Below are 26,388 nucleotides of genomic sequence, written 5' to 3'. Positions count from 1 at the left end.
CGCTATGAACAATTCAAAACGAGTATGGTTTGACTTGCTTTTTTACATTGCAATCCCGTACCTCATCTGGAATCAGGGAAAAGACCTTATCGGTGACTATTACGCCATTTTGTTATCGACAGCACCTGCATTCTTTTATACTATTTATACGTTTATTAAAGAGCGTCAATTTAACGTAACGGGACTGTTTCTTGTTATTACATTGCTTGCGCGAACAATCGTAGACTTATTGTCAGGTAATGCAGAAACCATGCTGATTAATCAAGTTTATTTTATGATTGGACTAGCTATTTTTACTTTGATAACGATTTTAGTGAAGCGTCCAATTGGGCTGTATTTCTTTGTTGATACGGCTTATCTAATGGGATATAAACGTGAGGACTCCAAAAGACTGTTTTTTGAGCAAGATCTCTTTAAAATGATGAACTGGTTAACTGTTTTGTTTGCGGGGCGCTATGTGTTTTTAGCGATTGTAAAATACATTCTTATTCAAAAGTACGGTGTTGAAGGTTATGGCAACATGATTGTCTTTCGTCAAGCAGTGACGTGGGCGTTCTCAATCTTAATTGCAATCTATACGTACTTTATTTATAAAAAGATTCAAGAGAAAACCGGAATTGATAATCCGATGAATCCAAATATGAACGAATAACAAAAGCGCTTCCTAATAAGGAAGCGCTTTTGTTACAAATACGTGAACAGTACATCAAACGTTGACACCTGCTCGTGAAAAAATAGTAAAATAAGTTGTCATAGAACTTGGATAAAGGGTAGGTGTGTCATTTGAAACTGTTAGTATGTAAAAAACAGCCGTATATGGCATTAGAAATGATTATGGTATTTTTCACAGCCATTTTTTTGGTTTTGGCTTTTTTTGATTATCGCCAAACATTCTTTTTATTTTTTACACTGGGGATTGTGTTTGCTATTCGAGGCTTCGAAATGCAAGAAGGAGAAAAGAAGTCTCAGGGAACAAAGTGGCTCCTTGCCGGGGTTGCTCTTATTATGTTGAATATTGTGTTGTTTGTTGTATATGCTGTCAACCGCTAAGCCTTTCTTCAATTAGAAGAGAGGTTTTTTTTTTTTTTGAAAAAATGTTCAAGTGGTATTATAAAAATGTTCATTGTTTGGTAAGATAGAAAAATGAAAACGCTATACCAACGTAAAGGGGATGCTTATGGAAAGCGACAAGTTAACGAAAGTAATTGAAGCAGCAAAGATGTATTATCTGCTTGACTATAATCAAAATGAAATTGCCAAAAAACTTGGAGTATCAAGACCAACCGTTTCACGCTTACTACAGCAAGCTAAGTCTGAAGGTATTGTACAGATTAAAATTATTGACTCTACGATTGATGTGGAAGAGCTGTCAGCTCAACTTGAAAAAACGTTCAAGTTAAATAAAGCAATTGTTGCTTCTATACCTCATGAAGACCGAAACCTTGTAAAGGAAGGTTTAGGAGAAGCAGCAGCAGATTACTTGGATGAAGTTGTAAAAGATGGGGATATTATTGGCGTAACGTGGGGAACAACACTTTACCATGTAGGAATGAAGCTCAAAAAAAAGCGTGTAAAAGATGTGAAAGTTGTACAACTAAAAGGTGGAGTCAGTCATTCTGAAACCAACACGTATGCCTCTGAAATTCTGCATCTATTCGGAAATGCTTATAGCACCGTTCCTCTGTATTTACCGCTTCCGGCAATTGTTGATCATGTGGTAGTAAAGCAAGCAATGGAAGCTGACCGTCATATAAAAGGAATATTGGAACTTGGTAAAAAAGCAAATATTGCGGTTTTTACAACGGGTCCTATTAAGACAGATTCTTTGTTGTTTCAGCTAGGTTACTTTACAGAAGAAGATTTAAAACAGTTAGATCCACACGCAGTCGGTGATATTTGTTCACGTTTTTTCGATGAACATGGATGCATTTGCAATCCGAGCTTAAATGAACGTACGCTAGGGTTAGATTTAGAAGACCTTAAGCAAAAAGATTATTCCATCCTCGTAGCGGGAGGAGCGCACAAAGTAGAAGGTATTTTTGGTGCGATAAAAGGAGGGTATGTTAATACACTGATCACAGACCCATTCACCGCTCAGAAGCTGCTTGAAAAAGAGACATCATAAAAAAACCTTGAACAAATGTAAAAATAAATATTTACATTTGTTCAAGGTTAAGATATAGTGAAGATATAAGATGTTGAAAGCGTTACAATCATGAAAAGAAAGCGCATAGGGAGGCCATATCAATGAGAGTTGTAGATTTAATTGAAAAAAAGCGAAATGGCTTAGAATTAACAAAAAGTGAAATTGACTTCATTATTTCTGAATATACAAATGGTAACTTGCCTGACTATCAGATGTCCGCACTAGCAATGGCAATTTACTTTCAAGATATGACGCAGGAAGAACGCGTTCATTTAACAACAGCGATGGTAAACTCAGGTGATCAAATTGATCTAAGTGACATTGAAGGTATTAAAGTAGATAAGCACAGTACAGGAGGCGTAGGAGATACAACAACGCTTGTACTTGGTCCACTTGTCGCAGCCGTAGGCGTACCGGTTGCTAAGATGTCAGGTCGCGGTCTTGGTCACACGGGTGGAACAATTGATAAGCTGGAAGCTGTGCCAGGGTTTCACGTTGAAATTACGAATGATGAATTCATTCGCTTGGTAAATACCAATAAACTAGCAGTTATTGGGCAAAGTGGTGACTTAACACCAGCGGATAAAAGCCTATACGCACTACGTGACGTAACGGCAACGGTTGATTCAATTCCACTGATTGCAAGCTCAATTATGAGTAAGAAGATTGCAGCGGGTGCAGATGCAATTTGTTTAGATGTTAAGACTGGAAACGGTGCGTTTATGAAAGACTTAAAAGATGCAGAAGCATTAGCACAAGCAATGGTTGAAATCGGAAAAGGTGTTGGACGAAACACAAAAGCTATCATTTCTGATATGAGTCAACCGCTTGGATTTGCGGTTGGAAACGCGCTAGAAGTGAAAGAAGCAATCGATACGTTAAAAGGAGAAGGGCCGGAGGATTTAACAGAATTATGCTTGACGTTAGGTAGTCATATGGTTATGCTTGCAAAGAAAGCAAGCAGCCTTGAAGAGGCGCGTGCGCTATTAATAGAAGTGATTGATAACGGACAAGCACTTGCAACATTTAAAACATTCCTTGAAGCACAGGGTGGAGATGCATCCGTAGTCGATGATCCATCACAGCTTCCAGATGCTTCTTATAAAATTTCGGTTCCAGCAAAAGCAGATGGCTATGTAGCAGAAATTGTTGCTGAGCAAATCGGCGTAGCAGCAATGAAGCTTGGTGCAGGTCGCGCAACAAAAGAATCAGTCATTGATTTAGCTGTTGGTGTAGTATTGCACAAAAAAGTAGGAGATGCTGTTAAGAAGGGCGATGCGCTTGTAACAATTCATAGCAACTCTGAAAACGTGGATGAAGTAATGAATGTTATTTACGATTCTTATACAATTGTATCTGAACAAGTAAATGCACCAACGCTCATCTATAAAGAAATTCATTAATTCTAGTGCGCCTAAAGGCCACAATGGTTCAACTAGGTATTCAGTAGAAGAGTAACAAGATTTCTACAGATTGAAATTTCACTTTATAAGAGGATTGAAAGGAAGAATTAAACATGAGCAACGAAATTACAAAAATGATTGACCACACTTTATTAAAAGCTAACGCAACAGAAGAGCAAATTACAGTACTTGCACAAGAAGCAAAAGAGTATTCATTTGCATCAGTATGTGTGAATCCAACGTGGGTTAAAAAAGCTGCTGAGTTATTACGCGATGCACAAGCAGTAAAAGTATGTACAGTAATTGGTTTCCCACTAGGAGCAAACACACCAGAAGTAAAAGCATTCGAAACAACAAATGCAATTGAAAACGGTGCAGACGAAGTTGATATGGTTATTAATATCGGTGCGTTAAAAGACAAAAACTACGAGCTAGTAGAGCGCGATATTAAAGCTGTTGTTGATGCTGCAAAAGGCAAAGCATTAGTGAAAGTAATCATTGAAACATGTCTATTAACAGATGAAGAAAAAGTAAAAGCTTGTGAACTATCTGTTAAAGCAGGTGCAGACTTTGTTAAAACATCTACTGGATTTTCAACAGGTGGCGCAACGGTTGAAGACATCGCGTTAATGAGAAAAACAGTTGGACCAGACCTTGGCGTAAAAGCATCTGGTGGGGTACGAGGATTAGAAGACGCTAAAGCGATGATTGAAGCAGGTGCTACGCGTATTGGGGCAAGCTCTGGCGTATCAATTGCTAAGGGCGAAATTAGCAACAGCTCATACTAATTCAATTACAATCTAAAGAGAATGTCTAGCAGGTTAGCTCATATACTGAGCTAGCCTGCTTTAAACCATGAAAAAGGATGATGAATGAATGGAACCGAAAAAATTAATTGAAGAAGCAATCGTCGCAAGTAAGCAAGCATATGTTCAATATTCAAATTTTCATGTAGGTGCAGCTCTTTTAACAAAGGACGGAAAACTATATCACGGATGTAATATCGAAAACGCTTCCTATGGTTTAACAAACTGCGCAGAGCGCACGGCGATTTTTAAAGCTGTTTCAGAAGGTGAAAAAGAGTTTCAAGCAATCGCAGTTGTTGGAGATACAGAAGGACCGATCTCTCCATGTGGAGCTTGTCGTCAGGTTTTAGCTGAGTTCTTTTCACCAGACACAGTCGTGATTTTAGCTAATTTAAAGGGCGATCACGTTGTGACGAATATTAATGAGTTGTTACCAGGGTTCTTTTCATCAAAAGATTTACAAAAAAAGTAAAGAATTGTTTTGAAAAAAACGCTCTCGGCAGCAGCTGTTTAAGGCCTATATAAGTAGGATTTAAATGGGAATTTATACAACTAGTGGGGAGTCTATTACATGCAATACTTAATTGGAATACTAGGGTTATTAATTGTGTTTGGTTTAGCATTTTTAGCAAGTAACAATAAAAAAGGGATTAAGTATAAGCCAATCCTTATTATGGTTGTACTTCAGCTACTACTTTCAATGCTTCTATTAAACACAAAGTTTGGTTTTATCATCATTGATGCCATTGCAACAACGTTTAATAAATTATTGGAATATGCTGCTGAAGGAATTGAATTTGTATTTGGTGGCTTAGCGAACGAAGGAACGGCGCCATTTTTCTTAACGGTTCTGCTTCCAATCGTATTTATCTCGGTATTAATTGGGATTCTACAGCACTTTAAGATTTTACCTTTTATCATGAAAGGTATTGGTCTTGTGTTAAGTAAAATTAATGGGATGGGAAGATTGGAATCTTACAATGCAGTAGCTTCTGCCATTGTAGGTCAATCAGAGGTTTTTATCACAGTAAAGAAACAGCTGGATAAATTACCACCAAACCGCTTATATACGTTATGTGCGTCCGCAATGTCAACGGTGTCCATGTCAATTGTTGGTGCTTATATGACGATGATTGAGCCGAAATACGTAGTAACAGCAATCGTTATCAACTTATTTGGTGGTTTTATCATCGCGTCCATTATTAATCCGTATACAGTAAGCGCAGATGAAGATATTTTAGAAGTGCAAGATGAAGAAAAACAAACGTTCTTTGAAATGATTGGCGAATATATCATGGATGGATTTAAAGTAGCCATCATTGTAGGAGCAATGCTTATTGGCTTCGTTGCCCTAATCGCAGCCATTAACAACGTTTTTGAAATGGTAATCGGAATTTCATTCCAAGAAATTCTTGGCTATGTGTTCGCACCATTTGCGTTTATTATGGGTATTCCAGGTTCAGAAGTGGTAGCTGCTGGTGGAATTATGGCAACAAAGCTTGTAACGAACGAGTTTGTAGCAATGATGAACTTAGCAGATATGTCTGGACAGTTTAGTGAGCGTACGCTAGGGATTGTCTCAGTATTCTTAGTATCATTCGCAAACTTCTCTTCAATCGGTATTATTTCTGGAGCTGTTAAAGGCTTAAGTGAAAAACAAGGAAACACGGTGGCTCGCTTTGGTTTACGCTTATTGTACGGTGCAACGTTAGTAAGTGTATTATCAGCTATTATTGTAAGCTTTATTTTATAAAACAAATGAAGAAGAAAAAAGCATTTCTGCTGCGGGCAGGATTGCTTTTTTCTTTTGTGGAAAGATAAGAACCATACAATACTTCGAGCACATGTAAAGGAGGTAGTAAAGAATCTAGTATTCTTTACGATAACATGGACAGCATTGGATTATTACTATCAGGAGCCGCGCTTTTTTTAAACGGACTGATGCTTTTAGGAAAAGCAAACGACAAAAACGTCGGGGTTTTTAACCTGTTTGTCGGCGTCTTTCAAATGATTGCGCCGTTTTATTTAATTATTGTTTCAGATCAAACAAACTGGGTGCTTTACGAAAAAGCCGCTATTTTCTTATTTGGCTTAACGTATTTGTACGTTGGTGTAACCGTTATCAAAGGAATGGAAGGTACAGGCCTTGGCTATTATTCGCTTTGGGTATCGATTTTAGCGCTTGTTTATATGACAATCGCCTTTACAAGGTATGGCGACGTTGTAAACGGCTTAACTTGGTTGCTGTGGGCATTTCTTTGGTTTTTATTTTACTTTATCAACACGCAGGAGCGAGATATTACAGAATATGTGGGAAAAGTTGCCGTTGTTCAGTCGTGGGTTACGCTTACGATCCCGGCACTCTTCAACTTAACAGGCGTATGGGGAGCAGAAGGTCTCTATTACATGTGGATTGCTGTGCTTTCGGCTTCTATTTTATATTTTATCTACCTAGGCTATAAGCTCTTCTTTAACGAGCGACGCGTGCTCATGAAATAATAAAAAAACCTAATCGGTGTGATTAGGTTTTTTTATTTTCTGTAATTTTATTATGTAAACTAACAACGTAAATATTATCATTGCGCTCTTCGTTTATGCTAAAATAATAGTGGAAGAATTTTTTAGTAAAGGGGACAGATTATGTTAAATTTTGAACGTAATATTGAAAAATACGCTGAGCTAGCGGTTAAGGTTGGCGTTAATATTCAACCAGGGCAAGTTTTACATATTTCTGCTGACGTTGCTTCAGCATCGTTCGTACGTGAAATTGCTAAAAAAGCGTACGAAGCTGGTGCAAAATCAGTAGACGTTGATTTTAAAGATGACTATCTTGTTCGCTTAAAGTATGAAAAAGCAGCTGATGAAGTTTTTGAAGAATTTCCAGCATGGCGAGTTCAAGAACGCGAAGCACTTGTAGAAAACGGTGGAGCGGTTTTATCCGTTATTTCAAGCAGTCCAGATCTATTAAAAGGCGTTGATGGGAAGCGTATTGCAACGTTCCAACGCGTGAGTGGTCAAGCGATGAAAAAGTTCAGAGAAGCTATTCAGTCTGACAAAATTAGCTGGTCAATTGTAGCAGTACCATCAAAAGAATGGGCAGCAAAGGTATTCCCAGACGCACCCGAAGATCAGCAAGAAGAAAAGCTATGGGAAGCTATTTTTAAAGCAGTACGTGTGGATCAAGAAAACCCAGTAGCAGCTTGGACAAAGCATAACGATAATCTACATGAAAAAGTAGATATTCTAAACGAAAAGCACTTTGCAAAATTACACTATAAAGCACCGGGTACAGATTTAACAATTGAGCTACCTGAAAAGCACATTTGGGTAGGTGCAGGCAGCGTAAACGAAAAGGGACATGACTTTATGGCAAATATGCCGACAGAAGAAGTATTCACTGTTCCAAAAAAAGACGGCGTGAACGGTCAAGTGACAAGCACAAAGCCACTGAGCTATGCAGGTAATCTTATTGAGAACTTTACCCTCACGTTTGAGAACGGTAAAATTACAGGTGTTAAAGCAGAGCACGGAGAAGAAACGCTTAAACAGCTTATTGATACAGATGAAGGAGCAAAATATCTAGGTGAAGTAGCGCTAGTGCCACATAACTCACCAATTTCGCAATCAGATATTATCTTCTACAACACATTGTTTGATGAAAATGCATCCAACCATCTGGCAATCGGCAGTGCTTATTCCTTCTGCTTAGAAGGCGGGAAAAAGATGTCAAAAGACGAACTAGCTGAAAATGGAGCAAACGACAGCATCACCCACGTTGACTTCATGATTGGCTCAGCTGAAATGGACATCGACGGCATCAAAGCCGACGGTACAAGCGAGCCTGTGTTTAGAAAAGGGAACTGGGCGTTTTAATAAAAACAAAACCACACCGTTTATAGGTGTGGTTTTGTTTTGGTATACTAGACAAATTAAAGCTTTTCTAGCCAGTCTTCTAGCCATTGAACTGGCAGTTTAATCAAGTCTAAGTTAAGAGTTTGTAACTCAGATACCGTGAATGTATTTGTGAGAAACAACTCCCACTGAGCGTCTATATCTAGCATTACAGTTCTTGCTTTATCATCTAACAATAGAACTTGATCATCCTCTTTATCTGCTTCATATATGTAGAAAGAGCACCAATCGACCAACGCTTTATGGGGAATTTTTTGATTTATAGCAAGCGTAATAAGAATATGTAAATTTTGAGATGAAAACTCATAATGATTCATAGTATAAAACGCCAGCTTCATTAATTCTCATCACCGGATCTTGATCATGAAATCCAATACAAACGTTCACTATAGCCGAAGCATTCACCTCATGGTATGCTCTCATGTATGCTAACACTGTCCGTACAACGAGATAAAGTGTGGAGCCTATGGCTTCGTTTGTATCGTCGAAGCCATGAGATTCGTATAGTTTGCCAAACGACTCTAGGCTTGGTCCATTTATTTCATCAATCCACTCGCATGCCCACTCATCATCATCTTCTTCAAGTGGACTGTAATTTTCAAAGATAAAAAGCGTACTGTTCCAATTATTATCTAAATCGTATTCAAAGTAAATGGCTTTGGCACTTGCAGAATGTGCAGTTGTTAAACCTTGAGTCAAGAGATCTTGTAGTGACTGTTGGTAGTCTTTTAGCGAAACGAACTGAATAGCTTTTACAAGATCAGTTCCGCAAAGCTGTGTACAAATGTCAAAATAACGCTGTTCAATTTCCTCTATAGGGAAAGCCTGTATATCTTTTTGCAGTAGGTCTAAATAATCATAAATATCCATTTGCAGCGCTCCGTTCAGTGTAGGGTATATTTATTCTACCATACTTAAACAAATGAATAATCGAAAAAAAGCAGTACTCAATCCGTACTGCTTTCTTTGTCTTCTTTTTTATTTCCTTTAAACATATGATAATACGTAAAGGCTAAGCATCCTGCTCCGGCGAAGGAACAAAAGTACTTTAGGAATTGAATTAGATCGATGGTGAAAACCTCCTTGGTTTGGGTATGTATAGGATATAGCTTGTGCAATAAAAGGAGGTTTATGATACAAATAGGAAAAAATACCAGATTATAGTTCGTACGGCTCGCGGAATGCGAGATGATTTTGTAAATCTTCAATACCTAACGCTTTGTTAACTGCTTTTTTCATTACATCATATTGATAGATATGGTGGAACTGATTCTTTTTCGGCGTGCTGCAAACAATTGACGCTTCCGCTCCATTTTTATCTGTAAAATGGATTGTCAGTTCTCCAAAATAACGTTGTACAGGTGAGCCTTTAGCGCCTTTTTCATTTTTGACGTGCTTGACAAATTCAGCACGCTGAATACGTTGAAGAGGAATCATGGCTACTTGATTAATTAATAAATGTTCTTCATACATTTCAATTTTTGAAATAGCAACCTGATCAATTCCTTCTGCTGATTTTACTTGCCCAGTAACTGAAACGATAGGCTTATGAACATTTTGGTCATCGGAGCGTGGGCTCGTTTTTAGAAACCAAAGGCTTGCTAGCAGTGCAAGAACAGCTGCTGCTAAAAAGCTGATGATTAGTAAGTTCATTTCGGTCCCTCCCTTTTCACTTCAAAAAGCATATTACGTGACGTCAAGTAACAATATGATTACAATTTATGTATAGGTTCGACAAGAAAACCAGACAATCCTTCTTTATCCAATAATTTTAGTTAGATACGTTAGATAACTATAAAACCTTGCATTAGCAACGATAAAATAACAAAATAGTACGTTTTAAGCAGGAGTTTTATGGTAATCTATGGTTAAGTGTTTACATAGGTACTTTCTCATATTTTGATTATGTTACAAATTTTACACATATTTTTGAGTCGTTATCGTGTATAATCACTTTTGTGCAACATGATCACGATATACATAAAGGTGTAAGGAGGCACACATTTTGTCTTTAGGAGTAAAGAAAATTATATTACTTATTTTACTTGTGGTTTGTTTAGGCCTACTTGTCGTACAGTTTACGAATCGAGGAACAACGCCAACTGCCAAGCAAGCTGAAGAAACGTTAGATAAATTGCCAGCGCAAGAAACGGTTAATGAAAAAATAAAAGGTGATAAAGAAGAGCGTAAATACAGAGTTTACTATATTACAATTGATAAAGTAGAAGATGGACGCTACTATGGAACAACAAAAGAAGGTACTGGTATTTCATTTTTAGAAGCAAAGGTAAACGAACCGCTGCCAAAAGGGCTTGAAAAAGGTGATATCGTCAAAGCATACTTTGATTTAGAGTTTAGTACAAACGGTATTGTGAAAGTTGAAGAGGTTGATGAAATCCCTGAAGAATAAAGCGTTTAAGCGTAAATAGCAAGTAGAAGACCAAATCACAACGATTTGGTCTTTTTTATAATTTTACTTAGCTAAAGGAAAATTCATGATGTGAAAGGAAGAAACAAAATGCTGTCGAATGTATAGACTTGTTGAAATAGCAGGTTAGGAGGACATATGGTGAGAAAGTATGAGTTGAAAAATAGCGCTCCAACATTGGAAGAATACAAATATTTGTGTGAGGCTGTAGGGTGGACTAATTATATGAACTTTGAGGTAGTGAAAACTTCTTTAACAAATTCTATTCACTGCATTATAGCCTACGACCATGAACAAATTATAGGCATGGGACGAATTGTTGGTGACGGTGCTATCTACTTTTATATTCAAGATATAGTGGTTCATCCAGATTACCAGAATAAAGGAATCGCCAAAGATATTATGAACCTATTGTTTAGCTATTTAAAACAGAATGCTCCGGATAAAGCATTTATCGGTTTATTTGCATCACAAGGTAAAGAAAGTTTTTACGAAAAATACGATTTCAAAAACTACTCTCCAAGCATGACCGGGATGTTTACGGTCATTTCAAAAGAAAAATAGCTGATTTCCATTCGCTCTTCTTCAAAAAAGAAGGGCGGGGGTGTTTCTTGACAAATAACTATTCTGTGATACTATATACTGGTAGTTAGTAATACTTATTAGTTGATTTTCATAAGGTGTTTTATAAAAGCATTATCCATTGAAGTACAAAAGTAAGTAACTGGAGGCTGAGAGGTTGGAAAATATCACAGAAATGCTAAAAGGGGTGCTTGAAGGCTGTGTCCTTGAAATTATCAGCCGAGGCGAAACATACGGGTATGAAATTACGCAGCACTTGCGTCAGCTTGGCTTCACTGATGTAGTCGAAGGGACAGTATATACCATTACGATGCGGCTTGAAAAAAATAAGCTGGTGGATATTGAGAAAAAACCGTCCACTATGGGACCACCTCGAAAATTTTATACACTCAATGAAGAGGGACAGAAGCGACTTGAAGAATTTTGGGCGAAATGGGACTTCGTATCGAGCAGAATGACTGAATTAAGAGCAAGAAGCATAAAAGGAGGTAAGTAAAATGAATTTCTTTGAGAAAATTATTGGAAGTTTGGATGAAAAAAGGGAATGGAGAGCAATGGAATCTCGTGCAAAAGCACTTCCAACTGAGTATCGAAACGCTTATAAAGCTATTCAAAAATACATGTGGACAGCTGGTGGGGGTCCGACAGATTGGGAAGGAAACCGACGTATCTTTGGCGGGATTATCGACCTTTTTGAAGAAGGAGCAGCAGAAGGAAAAAGAGTAACGGATCTAACAGGCAAGGACGTAGCTGCTTTTTGTGATGATCTTGTTCATGATGAGCAAACGTGGAAGGATAAATACCGAAAAAAGTTGAACGATACCATTAGCCGTGGTGAATAAACGTAGTTAAAATAAGAAATACAAAGCGCTGGGGTGTTCCATCCGAGCGTTTTTGTGTATAAATCCATAGAGTTCAGCGATCAATTTTAAATGCCTAGGCTACCATTATTTAAACTTACTTTGGTAGATAGGAGGAACACTGTTGGTAAGTTGATTGATGGTTGTTTGTTTTGAAAGTATTGTACCTGTGATAAACTTAGAGTGAGATACCCATATTTTACTATATTTTATTATAGCTCTTATGCCAAAAAGATGGTTGCTTTGGTATGTGTAATATATGGTAAAATATACAATAAAGGTACACGATAGAGATTGAAGAGTGAGGAGAGAGAAAATAAAAGTGGGAGTTCTAATTATTGTAGCAGCGGTTATTATTGCTGTAATTATTATTGTAAAATCAACCAATAGCCAAAAGCCGAAGCGCTCAGTTCTTTATGACCGAGAAGTGCCAGACCATCTTGGTATCCGTTATGGTGAAAAAGGAGCTGCGCTCGAAGAGAGTTTCGAACGCTCTTTATCTACTTCATACATGGAACAGGTGAAGGAAAGGGTAGCAAAAGAGCACGGAATGAAGCCTCATGAAATTGAGTGGGCAACTTTTGAACTTAAACGATACTTTTTAATGAATGCTGTTATTAAAAATGTGCCCATGTTTAGCTCAAAAGTAGATGATATATGGCACGAAATGATTATGTTTACGATGGACTATGAGCGTTTTACCAAAGGGTTTTATAGTCGATTCTTACACCATCAGCCCAATACGAACAGTGAAGCAAGCTCTGAGCCAGGAAAGCGTGCGTTCTTTGACTGGGTTTACACGCATTTGTTTGATGTAAAGGATAACAGTCGCCTTTTATGGGGAAGGTTTTTTCAACATCCCATTCCACGTTCTATATTGACAGACTTTCACCAATTGTCCGAAGAAAAACTGATTGATAAATACTTTACACCTTCTGATGAGTGGGATGAGCTTAAGAAAGCGCTTATTCGCCAATTAAAAGGAGAAATTAAGCAAGCTGAACACTTGAAGCAAAATGCTAAGCAAGAGCCGTTTTCTAAAAAGTCAAAGAAAGTAACAGAAGTTACGCTGTTTCAAGCCTTTATTTTTTATTCCTTATATGAAGCTGAAGACTTTGGCTACCATATGGGTATGTTGATGAAGAGGCCAGAAGCATCAGATAGTGGCACATACTCCAGCGGCTATGCTTGTTCCACGCCAACGGAGGATTCTCACCATAAGCACGGGCACGGTGGTCATGACAGCAATGACTCGTCCTTTGACAGTGGGGGAGATAGCGGAGGCTCAAGCTGTTCAAGTTCCAGCTGTGGCAGCGGATGCGGTAGTTCGTAACGAATTTTTTGAAAAATAACAATATACGTATTGACAGTTCTAAGGTTGTTCGTTAGAATTACTCTTTGTGTATGAAATATCTACATTTTTCGACAATACACTCGTCTCATTCGATAGACGAGTTTTATTGTGTAAAAGGAGCATATAACGAAATGAAACAATTAACTGTTAAAGACATTATCGTAATTGGTTTCATGCTGTTTGCGTTGTTTTTTGGAGCTGGAAATCTAATTTTCCCGCCTTTTTTAGGACAGGAAGCAGGAGAAGCATTTTGGCCAGCGATGATTGGCTTTGTTTTAACAGGAGTAGGACTGCCGATATTAGGTGTGATTGCGATTTCTACAGTAGATAACGGAGTTCAAGCACTAAGCGGCAGGGTTCACCCACTATTTGGACTTATTTTTACAACCATATTATATTTAATGATTGGGCCGTTTATGGGCATTCCGCGCGGTGCAAATGTAGCTTATGAGATGGGACTAGCACCATTTTTAGGCGCGAACGTAGGTGGAGTTTCTCTAGTGCTTTTTTCAATCGTCTTTTTTGCACTTGTATATTGGCTTAGCTTAAATCCAGCAAAGATTGTAGATCGAATCGGCAGTTTATTAACTCCCTTTTTATTACTGACAATTGCTTTAATTGGTTTTGCAGGGTTGTTTAACCTTGAACCATCCTTCGGTAATGTAACAGAAAAATATGAAAATGCCCCGTTTTTTACAGGCTTTATGGAAGGGTATTTAACGATGGATACCATCGCTTCATTAGCGTTTGGGATTGTAGTAATTACGGCAATTAAAGCCAAAGGCATTACCGAGAAAAAGGCCATCATGAACACAACGATTAAAACAGGTGTCATTGCCGGCATTGCCTTATGTAGCGTGTACATACTCATCGGTGTATTAGGAGCGAGAATGGGAAGTACGTCTACGTTCCAAAACGGAGGAGAGCTTTTAACAGCAGCGGCAGAGCAGTTTTACGGAGCAGCGGGTGTTATTCTATTAGGAGCTACTGTAGGAGTTGCTTGCTTTACAACGTGTGTTGGGCTAATTACAGCGTGCGCTCAGTATTTTACAAGCGTCTTGCCAGGAGTTTCTTATCAGAAAATTGTTACAGTACTAACGATTGTGAGTTTACTGCTAACAAATGTGGGACTTAATCAAATCATTTCTCTGTCCATTCCGGTACTGACTATGATTTATCCGTTAACGATCATGCTTGTTGTGCTTTCGTTTTTCCACTCTTATTTTCAAGAGTCAAACGTGATCTATATTACGACGCTTTTATTGACAGGAATCGTTAGCGTATACGATGGGCTTGTATCAATAGGAATGCCATCGATATTTGCTTGGTTACCTTTACATGCTCAAGGGTTAGGATGGGTTGTACCAGCAGTGATTGGCGTTGTGATTGGTTTATTATTTATTCCCAAAACAAAAAATCCTTCTCGTTTACCTTAATTGTCAGAATATTTTGTTCAAATGAGAATGGAGAAGTATCGAAAAAGAGGACATAAGGTCCGTACACGACCTTATGTCCTCTTTTCATTTTCTTATTAAATCTTTGATTAGAATCCGAAGAGTGAAGCAGGGAGAGGTTTATCCTGGAATAGCTGGAATGTGATTTCTTGTGCTTGGTTCGTCGTTTATAAATGTAATATTTATTGAACCTATTATTTCTTTCTTTGGGTTATTTGCAACATAGTCCTCTGGAAAATGATGAATTATTTTATTGCTTTCTTCAAACAACGAAAGTCCATTTTGATTTAATAACTGCAGTAACTGTCTAACACCTCTAATTTCTATTTCAAAGTTGATAACAATTACTTTGTTTGAATACATTGTATGATTTGTAACCCAGCCAGCACATTTTGATATGCTGCTAACGGCATAATCAATCATTTTATATCTATTTTCTCTTGTGAACCCTTGTATTCTGATTGTTTCTGGCAACATTACATCACCTCATTTCATGCGTATTTATTGGTGCGACTTGCAAGAAGAAAGCAAAGGGATGCATTCGTAGTTCTTCTTCAACTAAGCTAGCATTAATGCAACAGAGCCAACTATTCAAATCAAGAGATAATACTGGAGATTTCTAGGCTAGATTTTACTAAAGCTAAGCTAACACTCACTTTATTACTTCAGCCATTCTTTATTTTCTCGTTTGAGCTTGATTGCTAAATCAGCAATAATATTTTCTAAATCTCGTACTTTTTGTTTTAATGCTTGGTTTTCTTGTTGAAGATCTATCGTACGTTTGTCGTTTTTCGATTCGGTTTTCATTTCTTTTTTAGTTTTCGAAACAAAATTATTAAAGTTTTTTCGGCTTTCGTTTTTAACAGTCATTTCTTTTTTCCAGTTGTAAATCGTTGAGATATGAACATGAAGCTGATCGGCAATGTCTTTTGGTTTCATTCCTTTGGCTAACAGCGATTGGGCTAGTAAGCGTTCGTCTTCTTTCGTATTCAACGTAGCTCCTCCTTTAAAAGGTAACTGTATGTAAAACCGAGATGTTTCTTCTATTGTAATTGAAAATTGGTTGCATCCACAACATTATTTTCTAAAAGCGAATAACCAAAGTTAAAAAACGAAAATGACAAAAAAGTGATAATTAAAAACGAATTCGAAATTCAAATGACAAGGAGCCAAAAGTCTGGTATGATTAGAACGGTTTTGAAAAGGAGAGGCTGACACGATGAACATTTTATGGGACTTTGATGGTACCATTTTTGATACATATCCAACAATAGTAAAAGCATTTAAAAAGCTTGTAAAAGACGAATCCGTTACAGAAGCTGAAATCTTAAAACAAATGAAGATTTCGTCGGAAGTTGCAATCAAACACTTTAACGTAGAAAAGTCAGTTTTTGATGAAAACTTCCATGTGCTTGAGCATCAGCTAAGTCCTGAAGACAAGCCTGCGTTTCCTCATGTAGAAGATGTACTAAAGTGGGCGGATAAAAACGTGATTGTAACGCATAAATCACGCGAGTCCACTCTCGCTATTTTAGCGTACTTTGGGATGGAAGACTATTTTACAGAAATCATTACAAAAGACGATGGATACAAGCGTAAGCCGGATACAGGAGCTTATGCGTATCTTCACGATAAATATCATCTTGATTTGGTTATTGGTGACCGTGAGTTAGATTTAAAGCCTGCGCGTGAGCTTGGCATTAAAACGTGTGCTTTTCAAAACGATACGCTTGAAGCAGACTATCATTTAACGTCATACGATCAATTTTTTAACAAAGTTATAGACAAAAACTCGTGATAAGCGATTCGCGAGTTTTTTGTTTTTTATGCATAAATGGAAGTAAAAGTAAGAGGTGGAATGAAGTGAATAGGTTACAAAAGATGTTTGGCTTACTTTTGATTTTGATGCTCGCCGTTCTAAGCGGGTGTGGAACGCAAACAAGTGAGTCAAATGAAAAGAAAGCAACGCAGCCGGCAGCGGAAGAAACAAATGTAAATCAGTCCGGGGATGAAAATGCAGTGGAGTCTTCACTGAAACGTGAAGGTGTTATTGGAGTCGCAGCTACTGTTACGCGAGTAGTTGACGGTGATACAGTCAAAGTAGAACTTTTAAATGGGAAGGAAGAAACGGTACGCCTCATTCTCGTAGACACCCCTGAAACAAAGCATCCGCAGCTGAAGGTTCAACCGTTTGGACCAGAAGCATCTGACTACACGACTGAGCATTTAACAAACCAAGAGGTCACGCTTGAGTTTGATGCAGAAGAGCGCGATCGCTACGGTCGTTTGCTTGCGTACATATGGATAGACAGCAAGTTGTTTAATGAAGAGCTTGTGGCAAAAGGTCTGGCACGCGTAGCGGTCTTTCCTCCCAATACGAAATACGTGGACGAATTTCGTAAAACGCAGGACCAAGCTCGAAAAAACAAGCTGGGCATCTGGAGCATTGAAAACTATGTAGAAGAAAAAGGCTATAACTCTGAAGTAGCCAGAGGTATAAAAGAAAAAGAAGAAGACGAATCAGCGGAGCTAACCGAGCGCTGTGAAAATAAAATTAAAGGCAACAAAAATTCAAAGATTTACCACGTCCCAACTGGTGCACACTATGACCAGAAGATGAACAACGTGCAGTGGTTCTGTACGGAAGAAGAAGCAGAGAAAGCAGGGTATCGTCAGTCGAAGAATTGATGATGCTAACATTAGATTGTTTTTAGGCTGTTGAGATGAAAGTACTCAGCAGCCTATTTTATGTTCTTCTTGTTAGTGTTGTTTATTAGGTAATTTACGACTTGCATGAGCTTTTCCTTGACGCTTTTCGTTCTGCTCCGCCTTAGCTTGTTTTTGGTGTAATTTCTCTACAAATTCATTTGTATTATCCATAAGAAAACCTCCTTAATTTAAAACTCATTTTTACTTTATCCTTAGCAAAAGGATTGATGCATGCAATTAATGGATGGATTAATTAGTCTGAAAGCACCTAAGAAGCAGAACTAACTGGGAATAATTTAAAAAAAGTGGCGAATTCCGAGAAAGAAGGTGTTAGCGGATAATACTTTGGCTGTTCCATTAACTGAACATTAAAAAAGCTAGAGGGTGAACTAAACATTCATCTATTGAGTAAATGTTTGGATGAAGGGTGATCGCAGCAGAAATAATTGTTCCATTGCCTAGTTCTAGTAATAATCCAGCTGGCACAAAAACAAAGTAATTTTAGGCTGTGCTAAGCAATAGTAAATATACTGAGAGCATTAACGGTCGCTAAAATTCACCATTTTCCAACTGGTATCCACTACCATCAGAAAATGAACAACGTGCAGTGGTTCTGTACAGAAGAAGAGAAAGCAGGGGGTCGTCAGTCAAAGAATTAATAGCAAGATAAAAATGTTTAGAAGAAGACATTGTATTCTAGGCTGTTGAGAAATTGTGTTATCAACAGCCTATTTTAATGGAGAAGAAAGAACATTTCTATACTTACTTAATAAATGTCTCTAACTGTGTATGGAATTGTGAGATGAGGGTGGAGCTAAAAGTGCTGCTGTTATATACGTTACAATCCATTCTAATACTATTTTATTGTCTACTTCATCATTAGAGATATTGTTGTTAGTCCCTAATGGAATAAATCCACCGATATTATTGATAATTAGTCCTATCATATGTTTATATCTCCAGCATAACTCTTGAGTTGATAAAAGCGGTAAAAGGTTTTTCAAAATTTCCATGTATTCAGAATCAACAATTTGAGTTTTTTTATAAAATACAGATCTTATTTCAGCATTGGTATCAATCAAGAGTAGTCCTAGCATTTTTGATTTCTTTACTTTTTCTTTTTCACTGCCGATATTGAGGTGAAAAAAAGGCTCAGCAAATGACTTAACAACGTCCTCAACTGATATAGGATTATTTCTTTTTTTCAAGGTAGCTAAATTTGAAAGTTGTTCTGCGTTTAGTTGACCAATAATTCTTTCAGCCATAAGTTCCATTAAATTTGTCTTTGAACCAAAATAATAATTTACTGCGGCTACATTTACTTTGGCTATCTGCGTTATCGTTCGTAGAGAAAAATTGGATCCTTCCTCTACATATGCCTGTTCAGCAGCTTGTAGAATTTTTAATTTTTTATCTTCTCTTTTACTCATTTTTCTTCCTTCCCTTAATTATCAATATGTATTTGGCTTATTTTTAATTAGTATATACCTTTCATTTAAACCATTCAAATAAGGTCTAAATATGCTATATATCCTTTAGGTGTGATGAAAATAAAAAAATTGTTAAAAGACTGATAAAAGTCTAAAATTTGAACGTTTTGTGAGGACTATTGACATTAAGGAAGGTAAAAAATAAAATTAAAACAGTTGTTTTAATTGTTTGTTTTAATTTTAGGAGGTACATTATGTCCACCACTAGTTTTTGTACTATATGTAAGAAAGATGTTAGCGGCTTAAGTTTTGAGAATAATCAAGCGTGTGAAGAATGCAGTAAAAATTGTTATGTGATTTCTTTACAAATGAAAAAAAGTAAAGAATGGTCTGTGTTAGGAGTGAGAAATACAAGAGAAGAAGCGGAGAATGAAGCCCAAAAATTGATGAGTAAATTTCCGATTTTTAACTCGTATAAAATAGAAAAAACCAATTATTTGGAAAGAAATCAAGAAACTATAAATAATTCCGAGGAGATAAAAAGCCTTAACCCTAAAGAGGTAAAAGAGTTAGTTAGTTCTACAAGTAACATACAATTACTAGATGTAAGAGAGAAGCACGAAATAAAAAATGATTTAATTTTGAATGCTATTAATATTGAAGTGAAAGAAATTCCCCATAAAGTTAACGATTTGTCAAAAGAAAAAACCTATATTGTGTATTGTACAGCAGGTTACCGCAGCCCATATGTTTGTGAATTTCTCCAGGAAAGAGGCTTTAAAACTTACGATTTAAGGGGTGGACTACTAGGGTGGAAGGGAGCTGGCTTTGTTGTACCTGTAATTGAAGGAACTTTTAAGTTATTAAATAAATTACGTAAATAGAGACTAGGGGGAGTAAAGATATGATTTATTTTGATAATAGTGCTACAACATTTCCAGATAAGGATGTTTTAGAATGTTTTTTTAATACAACTAAAAACTATGGGGGAAATCCCTCATCTATTCATGGTTTAGGAAGAAAAGCATCTGTTACATTAGAAGAGGCTAGAAATATTTGCAGCGATTGTTTAGGTGTAAGACCTAGAGAAATTGTTTTCACTTCAAGTGGAACAGAAAGTAATAATACAGCAATTAAGAGTATAGCTCTTCAGTATATAAATCAAAAAAAGCATATCATCACAACCAGTGTGGAACATGCTTCCGTCTATAATACATGTAAGCAGTTGGAGGAATGGGGTTTTTCTGTTACTTATCTTTCTGTGAATAAAACAGGGCATATTAACATCGAAGAACTAAAAAGAGCCATCCGTTCAGATACGATACTTGTATCGATCATGCATGTTAACAGTGAGTTAGGGAGTATACAACCCATTAAAGAAATTGGAGAATTATTAAAGAATTATCCCGCTATTACTTTTCATGTAGACGCAGTACAAGCGTTTGGGAAAGTTGATATTGATATTACTAATTGGAATATTGATCTTTTATCATTATCCTCTCATAAATTTCACAGCCCAAGAGGAGCTGGTATCTTATATGTTCGAGAAGGGGTATATTTACCGCCACTGCTAGTGGGAGGTGGTCAAGAATATGGACAACGATCTGGAACTGAAAATGTAGCAAGCATAGTAGCTATGAGTAAAGCGATGGAAAAACAATGTGAACATATAGAGAGAAATAACAGCTATTTAAATAGTCTTAAAAATCATCTCTTATCTGGTTTACGAGATATACCTAACTGCCATATTAATAGTTCTACAGAGAATAATAATGCTCCTCATATTATTAATTTTTCAATTGAAGGTATATTATCAGATGATTTAATACGCTCCTTAGAAAAATATCAAATATTCGTCTCGAAAAGCTCAGCTTGTTCTTCAAGTAATGCTAATCCTTCAAGAGTATTGACAGTATGTGGATTAAATAAAGGTATTGCAAATAGTGCCATTAGAGTTAGTTTTTCAACTCATAATACGCTTGAAGAAGTTGAGTCATTTTTATTCGCTTTAATCCGCGAGATTTTTTCTAAGGCAGAGGTTTAAAGTATGAAAAAGCTGCTAATCGTACTTACTTTTTTTATAGCTGTTGCTTGGTTTGGTCATACATTCTCTAAAAACTTTATTGTAGATCCTACCTTTACAAAGTTTCTACAGTATAAAGGCTCCTTAGACTTATTACAAAATAGTATATGGTTAATTTGTTTACGATTGCATATCGTTTTATCTTTACTAGCATTGATAATAGGACCTATTGCTTTTTTAAAAAGTACACGTTCTAAAAATAAAGTTATCCATCGTACAGTAGGAAAGGTTTATATAATCAGCATCTTCATAAACTTCTTTCCAGGTTTGTTCGTTTCTTTTTATGCTACTGGAGGACTAATTAGTACAATCGGGTTTATATGTTTGAATGTCGCTTGGTTTTACACGACGTATCAAGCATATCGGACAATTAAAGCTAAACGAATTCAATTGCACAAGGAATGGATGATCAGAAGTTATTCCTTAACATTAGCTAATACAACTATATACGTTGTGACTTTATTGTTAAATAAAGCCCTCCAGCTTGATTACATTTTATCCTATCAGGTAGCTGTATCTATAAGTTGGATAGTAAACTTGCTAATTGCTCAGTTCATAGTGTTAATTATTAAAGAGAATGCAAGGAAAAAGCCTTCATTAACATAACGTATGTAGACTAATATACAATTTTAATTAAATGAGAGTGTGTTTATCATTATATTTATACAGTGATGTGTAAAAAATATTGTGAAATTAGTTTGAAAAGAGCCCCTTCTATAAAGGGGGAAAACTCAAATGTTATAGAACGAAGTTGATTTTTTACAACATAAAACAGAGATAAGATGTAATACATGCTATAAGCAAATGAAAAAGTTAAAGTATTAAATTCTAAGGCGATAGTTGATTTTTAACCAAATTATAAAAGAAGTCCAAGCTATTGAAATAATAAAGCATAACATATAAAGTAAGACTATTTTTATCTGTTCAAAGGAGAGGCGCAATTGAAAGTTGTTTCTGATTTCAATTCAAGTGTTCCAAGTAATTTTAGCGATAGTTTAAATATCTCCATTCCCAGCAGTTCAACCGTTATATTAGGTGAGTTTGAATTGTCTGTTGATAAAGAAGGTTCTAATGTTGTGCTAAAAGGAACTGCAGGTATTCAGTCATTTTTAGGATTGCCAAATGTTATTATAAACGTACTTCGAAATGGCAATATTATTGGTTCTGTTGACGTTAGCACATTAGCCGTAAATGAACTTAGACTTGCTACATTTAATATTATTGATATAAATGCTCCGATAGGGTATCACACTTACACTTTGACAGCTCAACGATTAAATGCATTGTTAACACAAGCAAATGTCATTGGACCACTTACGTTTACTGGCACAACTGTATCTCCAGCTCTATAATAGTGTTTTATATAGTTATGTAATAAAAAGCAGTGTATGGGATGTACACTGCTTTTTTACTTATCCTTGTTAAAGAAATAATAACCTATACAAACTAAAGTGTTTTTAAGGCTTATCTATATTTTCTCAAAATCTTTTCTGGAAGCTATATACGAGCCGGCTAAGTAAATGATAATTAAAATGGGAAACGAATAAAGATATTTCCAATCTAGAGGTTTATATAAACCAATCCAATTAAGAAGAGGAAGGCCAATAAAAGAAGATAATGTAGAATAAACTACTGCCTTTATAATAGGACTGATTTGAGGTTTTACCTGTATAAAGAACATCATTGAAATAGGAAGCAAAATTAAATCCCAAGGCAAGTAGTTAGAAGTTAACGGAAAAACTTCATATCGATAATCCCAAAGTCCTAAAAAATCTCCAATCATGTCAAGAAATGAGGAAAAAATAGCAACGAAAAGTCCCGCATATAACAATCGATCTGTACTTTCTTTTTTTCTAAATTTTATCCAAAAGCCAATCAATAAAAGAATGAGAAATACACCTAACCACCATCTCCAACTAAATAATGTGTAATCCATCCATATCTGAAGTTTTTCATCATTGAGCTGTCTTTGTTTTTCAAAATACGTGTCGTAGATAAGTGTTGTATTAGTCATTAATTTTTCCTTTCAATGTTATCTAGTAACATAATTCCTTCAGTTGTGACTATGAGAGAATTATCTTTAATCGTTACTTTTTTAGAGTTCGTTTTTCTAGGTTTTCTAAATCATTTTTTAACCAAAGAGTTTGAGCAAATGTTGATAAAATTGATACAACACCTATCACTATAAGAAAAATTAATTTGCTATCGCGTTTGTAATACATTGTTAATGTAACCACCTTTATCATTTTTGTATAGTATCTCTTTTTCAACATTTTTTATGAATAAATGTTTCTAAAATTTATCCATAAAGTTGATGAAAGTTTAGGAATAAGCTTTGCCATTAAAGTTAAAGAAAATCATAAAAATTCTTAAGTAGTAACGTAAAAAAGCCATTAAAAAAGAAGTCATTTCAATTAAGAAACAACTTCTTTACGATTTAAACAACACGCTCAATTAATTCTCCAACTTTTTCAGCCATTACGTGAGGAGGGGAAGGCATTTCATTTTTTAACCACCATTCCACAATACCTACGTATGCATTCGCTACAAATTGAACAACAATCTCTTCGTTTTGACCGTTATTTTTCCCCTTAGTAATATCTACTTCTTTTCTGAACTCTTGAATGTTGAATTTTAAGAATTGACTGCGAAAGTACCGAGCACCTTCGCTTGCCAGCATTGTAGAGAAAAATAAATAGTTTTCTTCCAAGTATTCCATACAATGAACGGTTGATTGCACCCAATCCATATCCGCTGCTGATTCACAAACATTCGCCATGTTAAGGATATGTTCTTCCATAATTTTATCTAGTAAATCAAATTTATCTATGTAATGAAGATAAATGGTTCCCCGGTTAAGGTTCGCTCGATCAGAGATATCTTTAATCGTAATTTTATCAAAGCTTTTTTCGGCCATTAATTCAATTAAAGCATTTTTGATAGCTTCTTGACTTTTAAGAATTCTTCTATCTACTTTTGGCATGAGCATATTCACACACCTTTCTTGATATATGCAATGTTACACACGTAATCATCTTTTGTCTATGATAATAAACAGGTGTTGATTAATTAATGATGATTTATTTGTTTATAAATTAGATTAAATGATCTGTCATAATAAAAAAATTAGATCATAATGAACAAATCTAGTTAAACTGTTGATTAAACCACAAATCCTCTTATTTTAACTATTGAAGAGATAACATTTCTCTTTCATAATAATAAACAGATGTTGATTAATCAACTTATGATGAAAAGATATCTTGAGTTTGTTCTTTATATGTTCATCATTAAAACGATTACAAGATTTTTAGGGAGATAACAGGGGTGACTAATATGTTCAGGAGGATATTCGTTATTCCGCTTCTGCTTTTAGGAGGGACAGCATGCAGCAATGAATCAGATTTGCAGCATAAAAGTAATTTGCCGAACGTAAGTGAGAAAAAAGAGGAAAGTGTTATGGAAGAGATGAAAATTAAGCTAAGCGTTCATAACGAAGAACTTATTGTGAAAATGAATGACAATTCAACGAGCAGAGATTTTCTAGAACTGCTTCCGCTCACTTTAGCATTTAAGGATTATGCTAGAAAGGAAAAAGTTAGTAATCCACCTCGCCAACTATCCGAAGAAGGAGCCCCTTCTGGTATTGAACCTCGTGTTGGAGACGTGACGTATTATGCTCCATGGGGTAATTTAGCCATTTTCTATGAAGATTTCAGCTACTCAAGTGGTCTTATTAAGCTTGGAGAAGTAGAGTCAGGTCTTGAAAGTATACCAAAGCTTCAAGGAGAAGTAAGGGTTGAGAGGCTAAAATAGTAAAAGCTTTTCAAGTAGAAGCATCTTTCAAAGAGTTTAAACGTTTTATTTACCGAGACATGAGGGTATAACGTTTTACAAGCCTTATTTAATTTATAGGCTACCAATTTAATAACTGAAAAATCTGTAAGTATACTCGTTTTATCAGAACAAATACACATTTTATATCTATGGAGGTAATAATGATGATTACTGCTAAAGCACGTGCCGTACATGGCCCAGATAAACCATTTAAAGCAACTGAGATTCAAAGACGCAGCTTAGACACACACGATGTGTTAATTGAAATTAAATACGCAGGTATTTGTCACTCTGATATTCATACTGCGCACGGTGAATGGGGAGATGTGAACTATCCGCTTGTGCCAGGTCATGAAATTGCTGGGATTGTAACGGATGTTGGAACGGAAGTAACAAAATACAAAGTTGGTGATCGCGTAGGAGTTGGGTGTATGGTAGATTCCTGCGGCGAATGTGAAAACTGTCGTCAGGGAGAAGAGCAGTATTGCTTAAATGGAATGACGCCTACCTATGCTGGAGTTGATAAGTACGGTGAACCTACTCAAGGTGGTTACTCAACGCATATTGTAGTCGTGGAAGACTTTGTTGTAAAAATTCCTGACAACATTGAGCTTGACGCTGCAGCACCTTTACTATGTGCAGGTATCACCACATTCTCTCCGCTAAACCGTTGGGAAGCTGGTCCAGGAAAGAAAGTTGCTATCGTAGGAATGGGTGGTTTAGGGCATATGGCTGTTAAAATCGCAAGCGCTATGGGAGCTGAAGTTACCGTGCTGTCACAAACTCTAAACAAACAAGAAGACGGGTTGAACTTTGGAGCGAAAGATTATTATGCTACAAACGATCCTGAAACGTTTAAAAAGCTTAGCGGTTCGTTTGACTTAATTATCAACACAGTAAGCGCAAAAGTTGATATGGATGCTTATTTTTCACTACTTACGCTAGACGGTACGCTAGTCAATGTAGGTGCTCCAGGTGAGCCGCTATCGCTGAACGTGATGTCGTTAATCGGTCATCGTCGCTCGTTTGCGGGGTCAATGATTGGAGGTATTCGCGAAACTCAAGAGATGCTAGATTTCTGCGGAGAACATGGAATCGTTCCAAAGGTTGAAGTCATTTCAGCTGACGAAATTGACGAAGCGTACAAGCGAGTACTAGCTTCAGATGTTAAGTATCGTTTTGTTATTGATACAAGTACGATGTAACAGAAAAAGTTTCTTTATTTAACAAGCCTCAAAACTATGTTTTTGAGGCTTGTTTGTTTTTTGTTCAATGTATTTCAGTGTATATATGCTTCATTATGTGTTTATATCTTCAAATGTTTATAATTATAAAATACCAAAAATAACCTTTTTTGCTATAGTAGAAGCTAAAGGAGGTATTT

Annotated in this window: 32 protein-coding genes; 23 read left to right on the top strand and 9 right to left on the bottom strand. The window is 36.3% G+C overall.

The genetic code is table 11. From position 1 onward, the window contains the following. The first annotated feature begins 4 nt into the window (after positions 1-4). The 9 genes from NIZ91_12040 (at position 5) to NIZ91_12000 (ending at position 8,228) form a co-directional block, all read left to right on the top strand. Positions 5-652, top strand: a complete 648-nt coding sequence (locus NIZ91_12040) for a hypothetical protein (protein ID USY53487.1) — start codon at positions 5-7, stop codon at positions 650-652. Positions 653-774: 122 nt separating this feature from the next. Further along, positions 775-1,050, top strand: a complete 276-nt coding sequence (locus tag NIZ91_12035) for a hypothetical protein (protein USY53486.1) — start codon at positions 775-777, stop codon at positions 1,048-1,050. 127 nt (positions 1,051-1,177) lie between these two features. Beyond that, a complete protein-coding gene (locus tag NIZ91_12030) occupies positions 1,178-2,125 on the top strand; it encodes a sugar-binding transcriptional regulator (protein USY53485.1) in 948 nt (315 codons plus the stop codon). Between the two features lie 122 nt (positions 2,126-2,247). Continuing rightward, complete coding sequence (locus NIZ91_12025) at positions 2,248-3,549, top strand: pyrimidine-nucleoside phosphorylase (GenBank protein USY53484.1); 1,302 nt, start codon at positions 2,248-2,250, stop codon at positions 3,547-3,549. Between the two features lie 113 nt (positions 3,550-3,662). Then, entirely contained in the window at positions 3,663-4,337 is a 675-nt protein-coding gene (deoC, locus tag NIZ91_12020; GenBank protein USY53483.1) for a deoxyribose-phosphate aldolase, read from the top strand. A gap of 88 nt (positions 4,338-4,425) precedes the next feature. Next, positions 4,426-4,827 (top strand): cytidine deaminase, encoded by a 402-nt coding sequence (locus NIZ91_12015; GenBank protein ID USY53482.1) that lies wholly within the window; start codon positions 4,426-4,428, stop codon positions 4,825-4,827. Positions 4,828-4,926: 99 nt separating this feature from the next. Further along, complete coding sequence (locus NIZ91_12010; protein USY53481.1) at positions 4,927-6,108, top strand: NupC/NupG family nucleoside CNT transporter; 1,182 nt, start codon at positions 4,927-4,929, stop codon at positions 6,106-6,108. A gap of 134 nt (positions 6,109-6,242) precedes the next feature. Continuing rightward, positions 6,243-6,854, top strand: a complete 612-nt coding sequence (locus tag NIZ91_12005) for an AmiS/UreI family transporter (GenBank protein USY53480.1) — start codon at positions 6,243-6,245, stop codon at positions 6,852-6,854. 141 nt (positions 6,855-6,995) lie between these two features. Beyond that, positions 6,996-8,228, top strand: a complete 1,233-nt coding sequence (locus NIZ91_12000) for an aminopeptidase (protein USY53479.1) — start codon at positions 6,996-6,998, stop codon at positions 8,226-8,228. 56 nt (positions 8,229-8,284) lie between these two features. Here the strand turns inward: NIZ91_12000 and NIZ91_11995 are convergent, their stop codons facing one another. The 3 genes from NIZ91_11995 to NIZ91_11985 form a co-directional block, all read right to left on the bottom strand. Beyond that, entirely contained in the window at positions 8,285-8,584 is a 300-nt protein-coding gene (locus NIZ91_11995; GenBank protein ID USY53478.1) for a hypothetical protein, read from the bottom strand. Then, complete coding sequence (locus NIZ91_11990; protein ID USY53477.1) at positions 8,571-9,137, bottom strand: hypothetical protein; 567 nt, start codon at positions 9,135-9,137, stop codon at positions 8,571-8,573. Before NIZ91_11990 ends, NIZ91_11995 begins: the two co-directional genes overlap by 14 nt. 288 nt (positions 9,138-9,425) lie before the next feature. Then, the gene (locus NIZ91_11985) at positions 9,426-9,920 is read right to left on the bottom strand and encodes a hypothetical protein (protein USY53476.1); all 495 of its coding nucleotides are present in this window, start codon (positions 9,918-9,920) and stop codon (positions 9,426-9,428) included. A 352-nt stretch (positions 9,921-10,272) separates the two neighbouring features. Between NIZ91_11985 and NIZ91_11980 the strand changes: the two genes are divergently transcribed. From NIZ91_11980 to brnQ, 6 genes are all read left to right on the top strand, one after another. Continuing rightward, positions 10,273-10,677, top strand: coding sequence for a hypothetical protein (locus NIZ91_11980; protein USY53475.1), 405 nt, complete (start codon positions 10,273-10,275; stop codon positions 10,675-10,677). A gap of 159 nt (positions 10,678-10,836) precedes the next feature. Next, positions 10,837-11,259, top strand: a complete 423-nt coding sequence (locus tag NIZ91_11975; protein ID USY57159.1) for a GNAT family N-acetyltransferase — start codon at positions 10,837-10,839, stop codon at positions 11,257-11,259. Between the two features lie 175 nt (positions 11,260-11,434). Further along, on the top strand, positions 11,435-11,773 hold the full coding sequence (locus tag NIZ91_11970; protein USY53474.1) for a PadR family transcriptional regulator: 339 nt from the start codon (positions 11,435-11,437) through the stop codon (positions 11,771-11,773). 1 nt (position 11,774) lies between these two features. Further along, complete coding sequence (locus NIZ91_11965; protein ID USY53473.1) at positions 11,775-12,119, top strand: DUF1048 domain-containing protein; 345 nt, start codon at positions 11,775-11,777, stop codon at positions 12,117-12,119. Positions 12,120-12,459: 340 nt separating this feature from the next. Further along, positions 12,460-13,470 carry a hypothetical protein gene (locus NIZ91_11960; protein ID USY53472.1) on the top strand — a complete coding sequence of 337 codons (1,011 nt, stop codon included), beginning with the start codon at positions 12,460-12,462 and terminating at the stop codon, positions 13,468-13,470. Positions 13,471-13,622: 152 nt separating this feature from the next. Further along, positions 13,623-14,927, top strand: coding sequence for a branched-chain amino acid transport system II carrier protein (brnQ, locus tag NIZ91_11955; GenBank protein USY53471.1), 1,305 nt, complete (start codon positions 13,623-13,625; stop codon positions 14,925-14,927). A 138-nt stretch (positions 14,928-15,065) separates the two neighbouring features. Here brnQ and NIZ91_11950 read toward each other — a convergent pair whose 3' ends face one another. Then, positions 15,066-15,422, bottom strand: coding sequence for a hypothetical protein (locus NIZ91_11950; protein USY53470.1), 357 nt, complete (start codon positions 15,420-15,422; stop codon positions 15,066-15,068). Between the two features lie 183 nt (positions 15,423-15,605). Then, the gene (locus tag NIZ91_11945) at positions 15,606-15,938 is read right to left on the bottom strand and encodes a helix-turn-helix domain-containing protein (protein ID USY53469.1); all 333 of its coding nucleotides are present in this window, start codon (positions 15,936-15,938) and stop codon (positions 15,606-15,608) included. A gap of 226 nt (positions 15,939-16,164) precedes the next feature. On the opposite strand from NIZ91_11945, the gene NIZ91_11940 reads away from it, so the two are divergent. Together NIZ91_11940 and NIZ91_11935 are read left to right on the top strand one after the other, a co-directional pair. Beyond that, complete coding sequence (locus NIZ91_11940) at positions 16,165-16,743, top strand: HAD-IA family hydrolase (GenBank protein USY53468.1); 579 nt, start codon at positions 16,165-16,167, stop codon at positions 16,741-16,743. A 65-nt stretch (positions 16,744-16,808) separates the two neighbouring features. Then, positions 16,809-17,633 (top strand): thermonuclease family protein, encoded by an 825-nt coding sequence (locus NIZ91_11935; protein USY53467.1) that lies wholly within the window; start codon positions 16,809-16,811, stop codon positions 17,631-17,633. Positions 17,634-17,705: 72 nt separating this feature from the next. Here NIZ91_11935 and NIZ91_11930 read toward each other — a convergent pair whose 3' ends face one another. Together NIZ91_11930 and NIZ91_11925 are read right to left on the bottom strand one after the other, a co-directional pair. Continuing rightward, positions 17,706-17,825, bottom strand: a complete 120-nt coding sequence (locus NIZ91_11930) for a DUF4023 domain-containing protein (GenBank protein USY53466.1) — start codon at positions 17,823-17,825, stop codon at positions 17,706-17,708. Between the two features lie 608 nt (positions 17,826-18,433). Then, a complete protein-coding gene (locus NIZ91_11925; GenBank protein ID USY53465.1) occupies positions 18,434-19,084 on the bottom strand; it encodes a TetR/AcrR family transcriptional regulator in 651 nt (216 codons plus the stop codon). Positions 19,085-19,338: 254 nt separating this feature from the next. Here NIZ91_11925 and NIZ91_11920 point away from each other — a divergent pair, with 254 nt between their 5' ends. From NIZ91_11920 to NIZ91_11905, 4 genes are all read left to right on the top strand, one after another. Continuing rightward, positions 19,339-19,968, top strand: coding sequence for a rhodanese-like domain-containing protein (locus NIZ91_11920; protein ID USY53464.1), 630 nt, complete (start codon positions 19,339-19,341; stop codon positions 19,966-19,968). A 20-nt stretch (positions 19,969-19,988) separates the two neighbouring features. After that, positions 19,989-21,128, top strand: coding sequence for a cysteine desulfurase (locus NIZ91_11915; protein ID USY53463.1), 1,140 nt, complete (start codon positions 19,989-19,991; stop codon positions 21,126-21,128). Between the two features lie 3 nt (positions 21,129-21,131). After that, positions 21,132-21,773: a DUF2306 domain-containing protein gene (locus NIZ91_11910; protein ID USY53462.1), complete on the top strand. Its 642-nt coding sequence runs from the start codon at positions 21,132-21,134 to the stop codon at positions 21,771-21,773. A 335-nt stretch (positions 21,774-22,108) separates the two neighbouring features. Then, the gene (locus NIZ91_11905; protein ID USY53461.1) at positions 22,109-22,519 is read left to right on the top strand and encodes a hypothetical protein; all 411 of its coding nucleotides are present in this window, start codon (positions 22,109-22,111) and stop codon (positions 22,517-22,519) included. Positions 22,520-22,635: 116 nt separating this feature from the next. Here NIZ91_11905 and NIZ91_11900 read toward each other — a convergent pair whose 3' ends face one another. Then, entirely contained in the window at positions 22,636-23,181 is a 546-nt protein-coding gene (locus NIZ91_11900) for a hypothetical protein (GenBank protein USY53460.1), read from the bottom strand. 423 nt (positions 23,182-23,604) lie between these two features. Next, positions 23,605-24,150, bottom strand: coding sequence for a TetR/AcrR family transcriptional regulator (locus NIZ91_11895; GenBank protein USY57158.1), 546 nt, complete (start codon positions 24,148-24,150; stop codon positions 23,605-23,607). A 353-nt stretch (positions 24,151-24,503) separates the two neighbouring features. Here NIZ91_11895 and NIZ91_11890 point away from each other — a divergent pair, with 353 nt between their 5' ends. Further along, positions 24,504-24,983, top strand: coding sequence for a cyclophilin-like fold protein (locus tag NIZ91_11890; GenBank protein ID USY53459.1), 480 nt, complete (start codon positions 24,504-24,506; stop codon positions 24,981-24,983). 185 nt (positions 24,984-25,168) lie between these two features. After that, positions 25,169-26,209: an NAD(P)-dependent alcohol dehydrogenase gene (locus tag NIZ91_11885; protein USY57157.1), complete on the top strand. Its 1,041-nt coding sequence runs from the start codon at positions 25,169-25,171 to the stop codon at positions 26,207-26,209. Positions 26,210-26,388: the final 179 nt, after the last annotated feature.

The sequence above is a fragment of the Bacillus sp. 1780r2a1 genome (genome assembly GCA_024134725.1).
GTDB classification, from domain to species: domain Bacteria; phylum Bacillota; class Bacilli; order Bacillales; family Bacillaceae_H; genus Priestia; species Priestia aryabhattai_A.
The sequence above is the reverse complement of the archived record's forward strand: the minus strand, read 5'-3'. Positions and strand labels throughout refer to the sequence as shown.

Coding starts and splice junctions, on each gene's coding strand:
- NIZ91_12040 (USY53487.1), top strand. CDS start 5: ATGAACAATTCAAAACGAGTATGGTTTGACTTGCTTTTTTACATTGCA.
- NIZ91_12030 (USY53485.1), top strand. CDS start 1,178: ATGGAAAGCGACAAGTTAACGAAAGTAATTGAAGCAGCAAAGATGTAT.
- NIZ91_12025 (USY53484.1), top strand. CDS start 2,248: ATGAGAGTTGTAGATTTAATTGAAAAAAAGCGAAATGGCTTAGAATTA.
- deoC (USY53483.1), top strand. CDS start 3,663: ATGAGCAACGAAATTACAAAAATGATTGACCACACTTTATTAAAAGCT.
- NIZ91_12015 (USY53482.1), top strand. CDS start 4,426: ATGGAACCGAAAAAATTAATTGAAGAAGCAATCGTCGCAAGTAAGCAA.
- NIZ91_12010 (USY53481.1), top strand. CDS start 4,927: ATGCAATACTTAATTGGAATACTAGGGTTATTAATTGTGTTTGGTTTA.
- NIZ91_12005 (USY53480.1), top strand. CDS start 6,243: ATGGACAGCATTGGATTATTACTATCAGGAGCCGCGCTTTTTTTAAAC.
- NIZ91_12000 (USY53479.1), top strand. CDS start 6,996: ATGTTAAATTTTGAACGTAATATTGAAAAATACGCTGAGCTAGCGGTT.
- NIZ91_11995 (USY53478.1), bottom strand. CDS start 8,584: ATGAATCATTATGAGTTTTCATCTCAAAATTTACATATTCTTATTACG.
- NIZ91_11990 (USY53477.1), bottom strand. CDS start 9,137: ATGGATATTTATGATTATTTAGACCTACTGCAAAAAGATATACAGGCT.
- NIZ91_11985 (USY53476.1), bottom strand. CDS start 9,920: ATGAACTTACTAATCATCAGCTTTTTAGCAGCAGCTGTTCTTGCACTG.
- NIZ91_11965 (USY53473.1), top strand. CDS start 11,775: ATGAATTTCTTTGAGAAAATTATTGGAAGTTTGGATGAAAAAAGGGAA.
- brnQ (USY53471.1), top strand. CDS start 13,623: ATGAAACAATTAACTGTTAAAGACATTATCGTAATTGGTTTCATGCTG.
- NIZ91_11950 (USY53470.1), bottom strand. CDS start 15,422: ATGTTGCCAGAAACAATCAGAATACAAGGGTTCACAAGAGAAAATAGA.
- NIZ91_11940 (USY53468.1), top strand. CDS start 16,165: ATGAACATTTTATGGGACTTTGATGGTACCATTTTTGATACATATCCA.
- NIZ91_11930 (USY53466.1), bottom strand. CDS start 17,825: ATGGATAATACAAATGAATTTGTAGAGAAATTACACCAAAAACAAGCT.
- NIZ91_11925 (USY53465.1), bottom strand. CDS start 19,084: ATGAGTAAAAGAGAAGATAAAAAATTAAAAATTCTACAAGCTGCTGAA.
- NIZ91_11920 (USY53464.1), top strand. CDS start 19,339: ATGTCCACCACTAGTTTTTGTACTATATGTAAGAAAGATGTTAGCGGC.
- NIZ91_11915 (USY53463.1), top strand. CDS start 19,989: ATGATTTATTTTGATAATAGTGCTACAACATTTCCAGATAAGGATGTT.
- NIZ91_11910 (USY53462.1), top strand. CDS start 21,132: ATGAAAAAGCTGCTAATCGTACTTACTTTTTTTATAGCTGTTGCTTGG.
- NIZ91_11900 (USY53460.1), bottom strand. CDS start 23,181: ATGACTAATACAACACTTATCTACGACACGTATTTTGAAAAACAAAGA.
- NIZ91_11895 (USY57158.1), bottom strand. CDS start 24,150: ATGCCAAAAGTAGATAGAAGAATTCTTAAAAGTCAAGAAGCTATCAAA.
- NIZ91_11890 (USY53459.1), top strand. CDS start 24,504: ATGTTCAGGAGGATATTCGTTATTCCGCTTCTGCTTTTAGGAGGGACA.
- NIZ91_11885 (USY57157.1), top strand. CDS start 25,169: ATGATTACTGCTAAAGCACGTGCCGTACATGGCCCAGATAAACCATTT.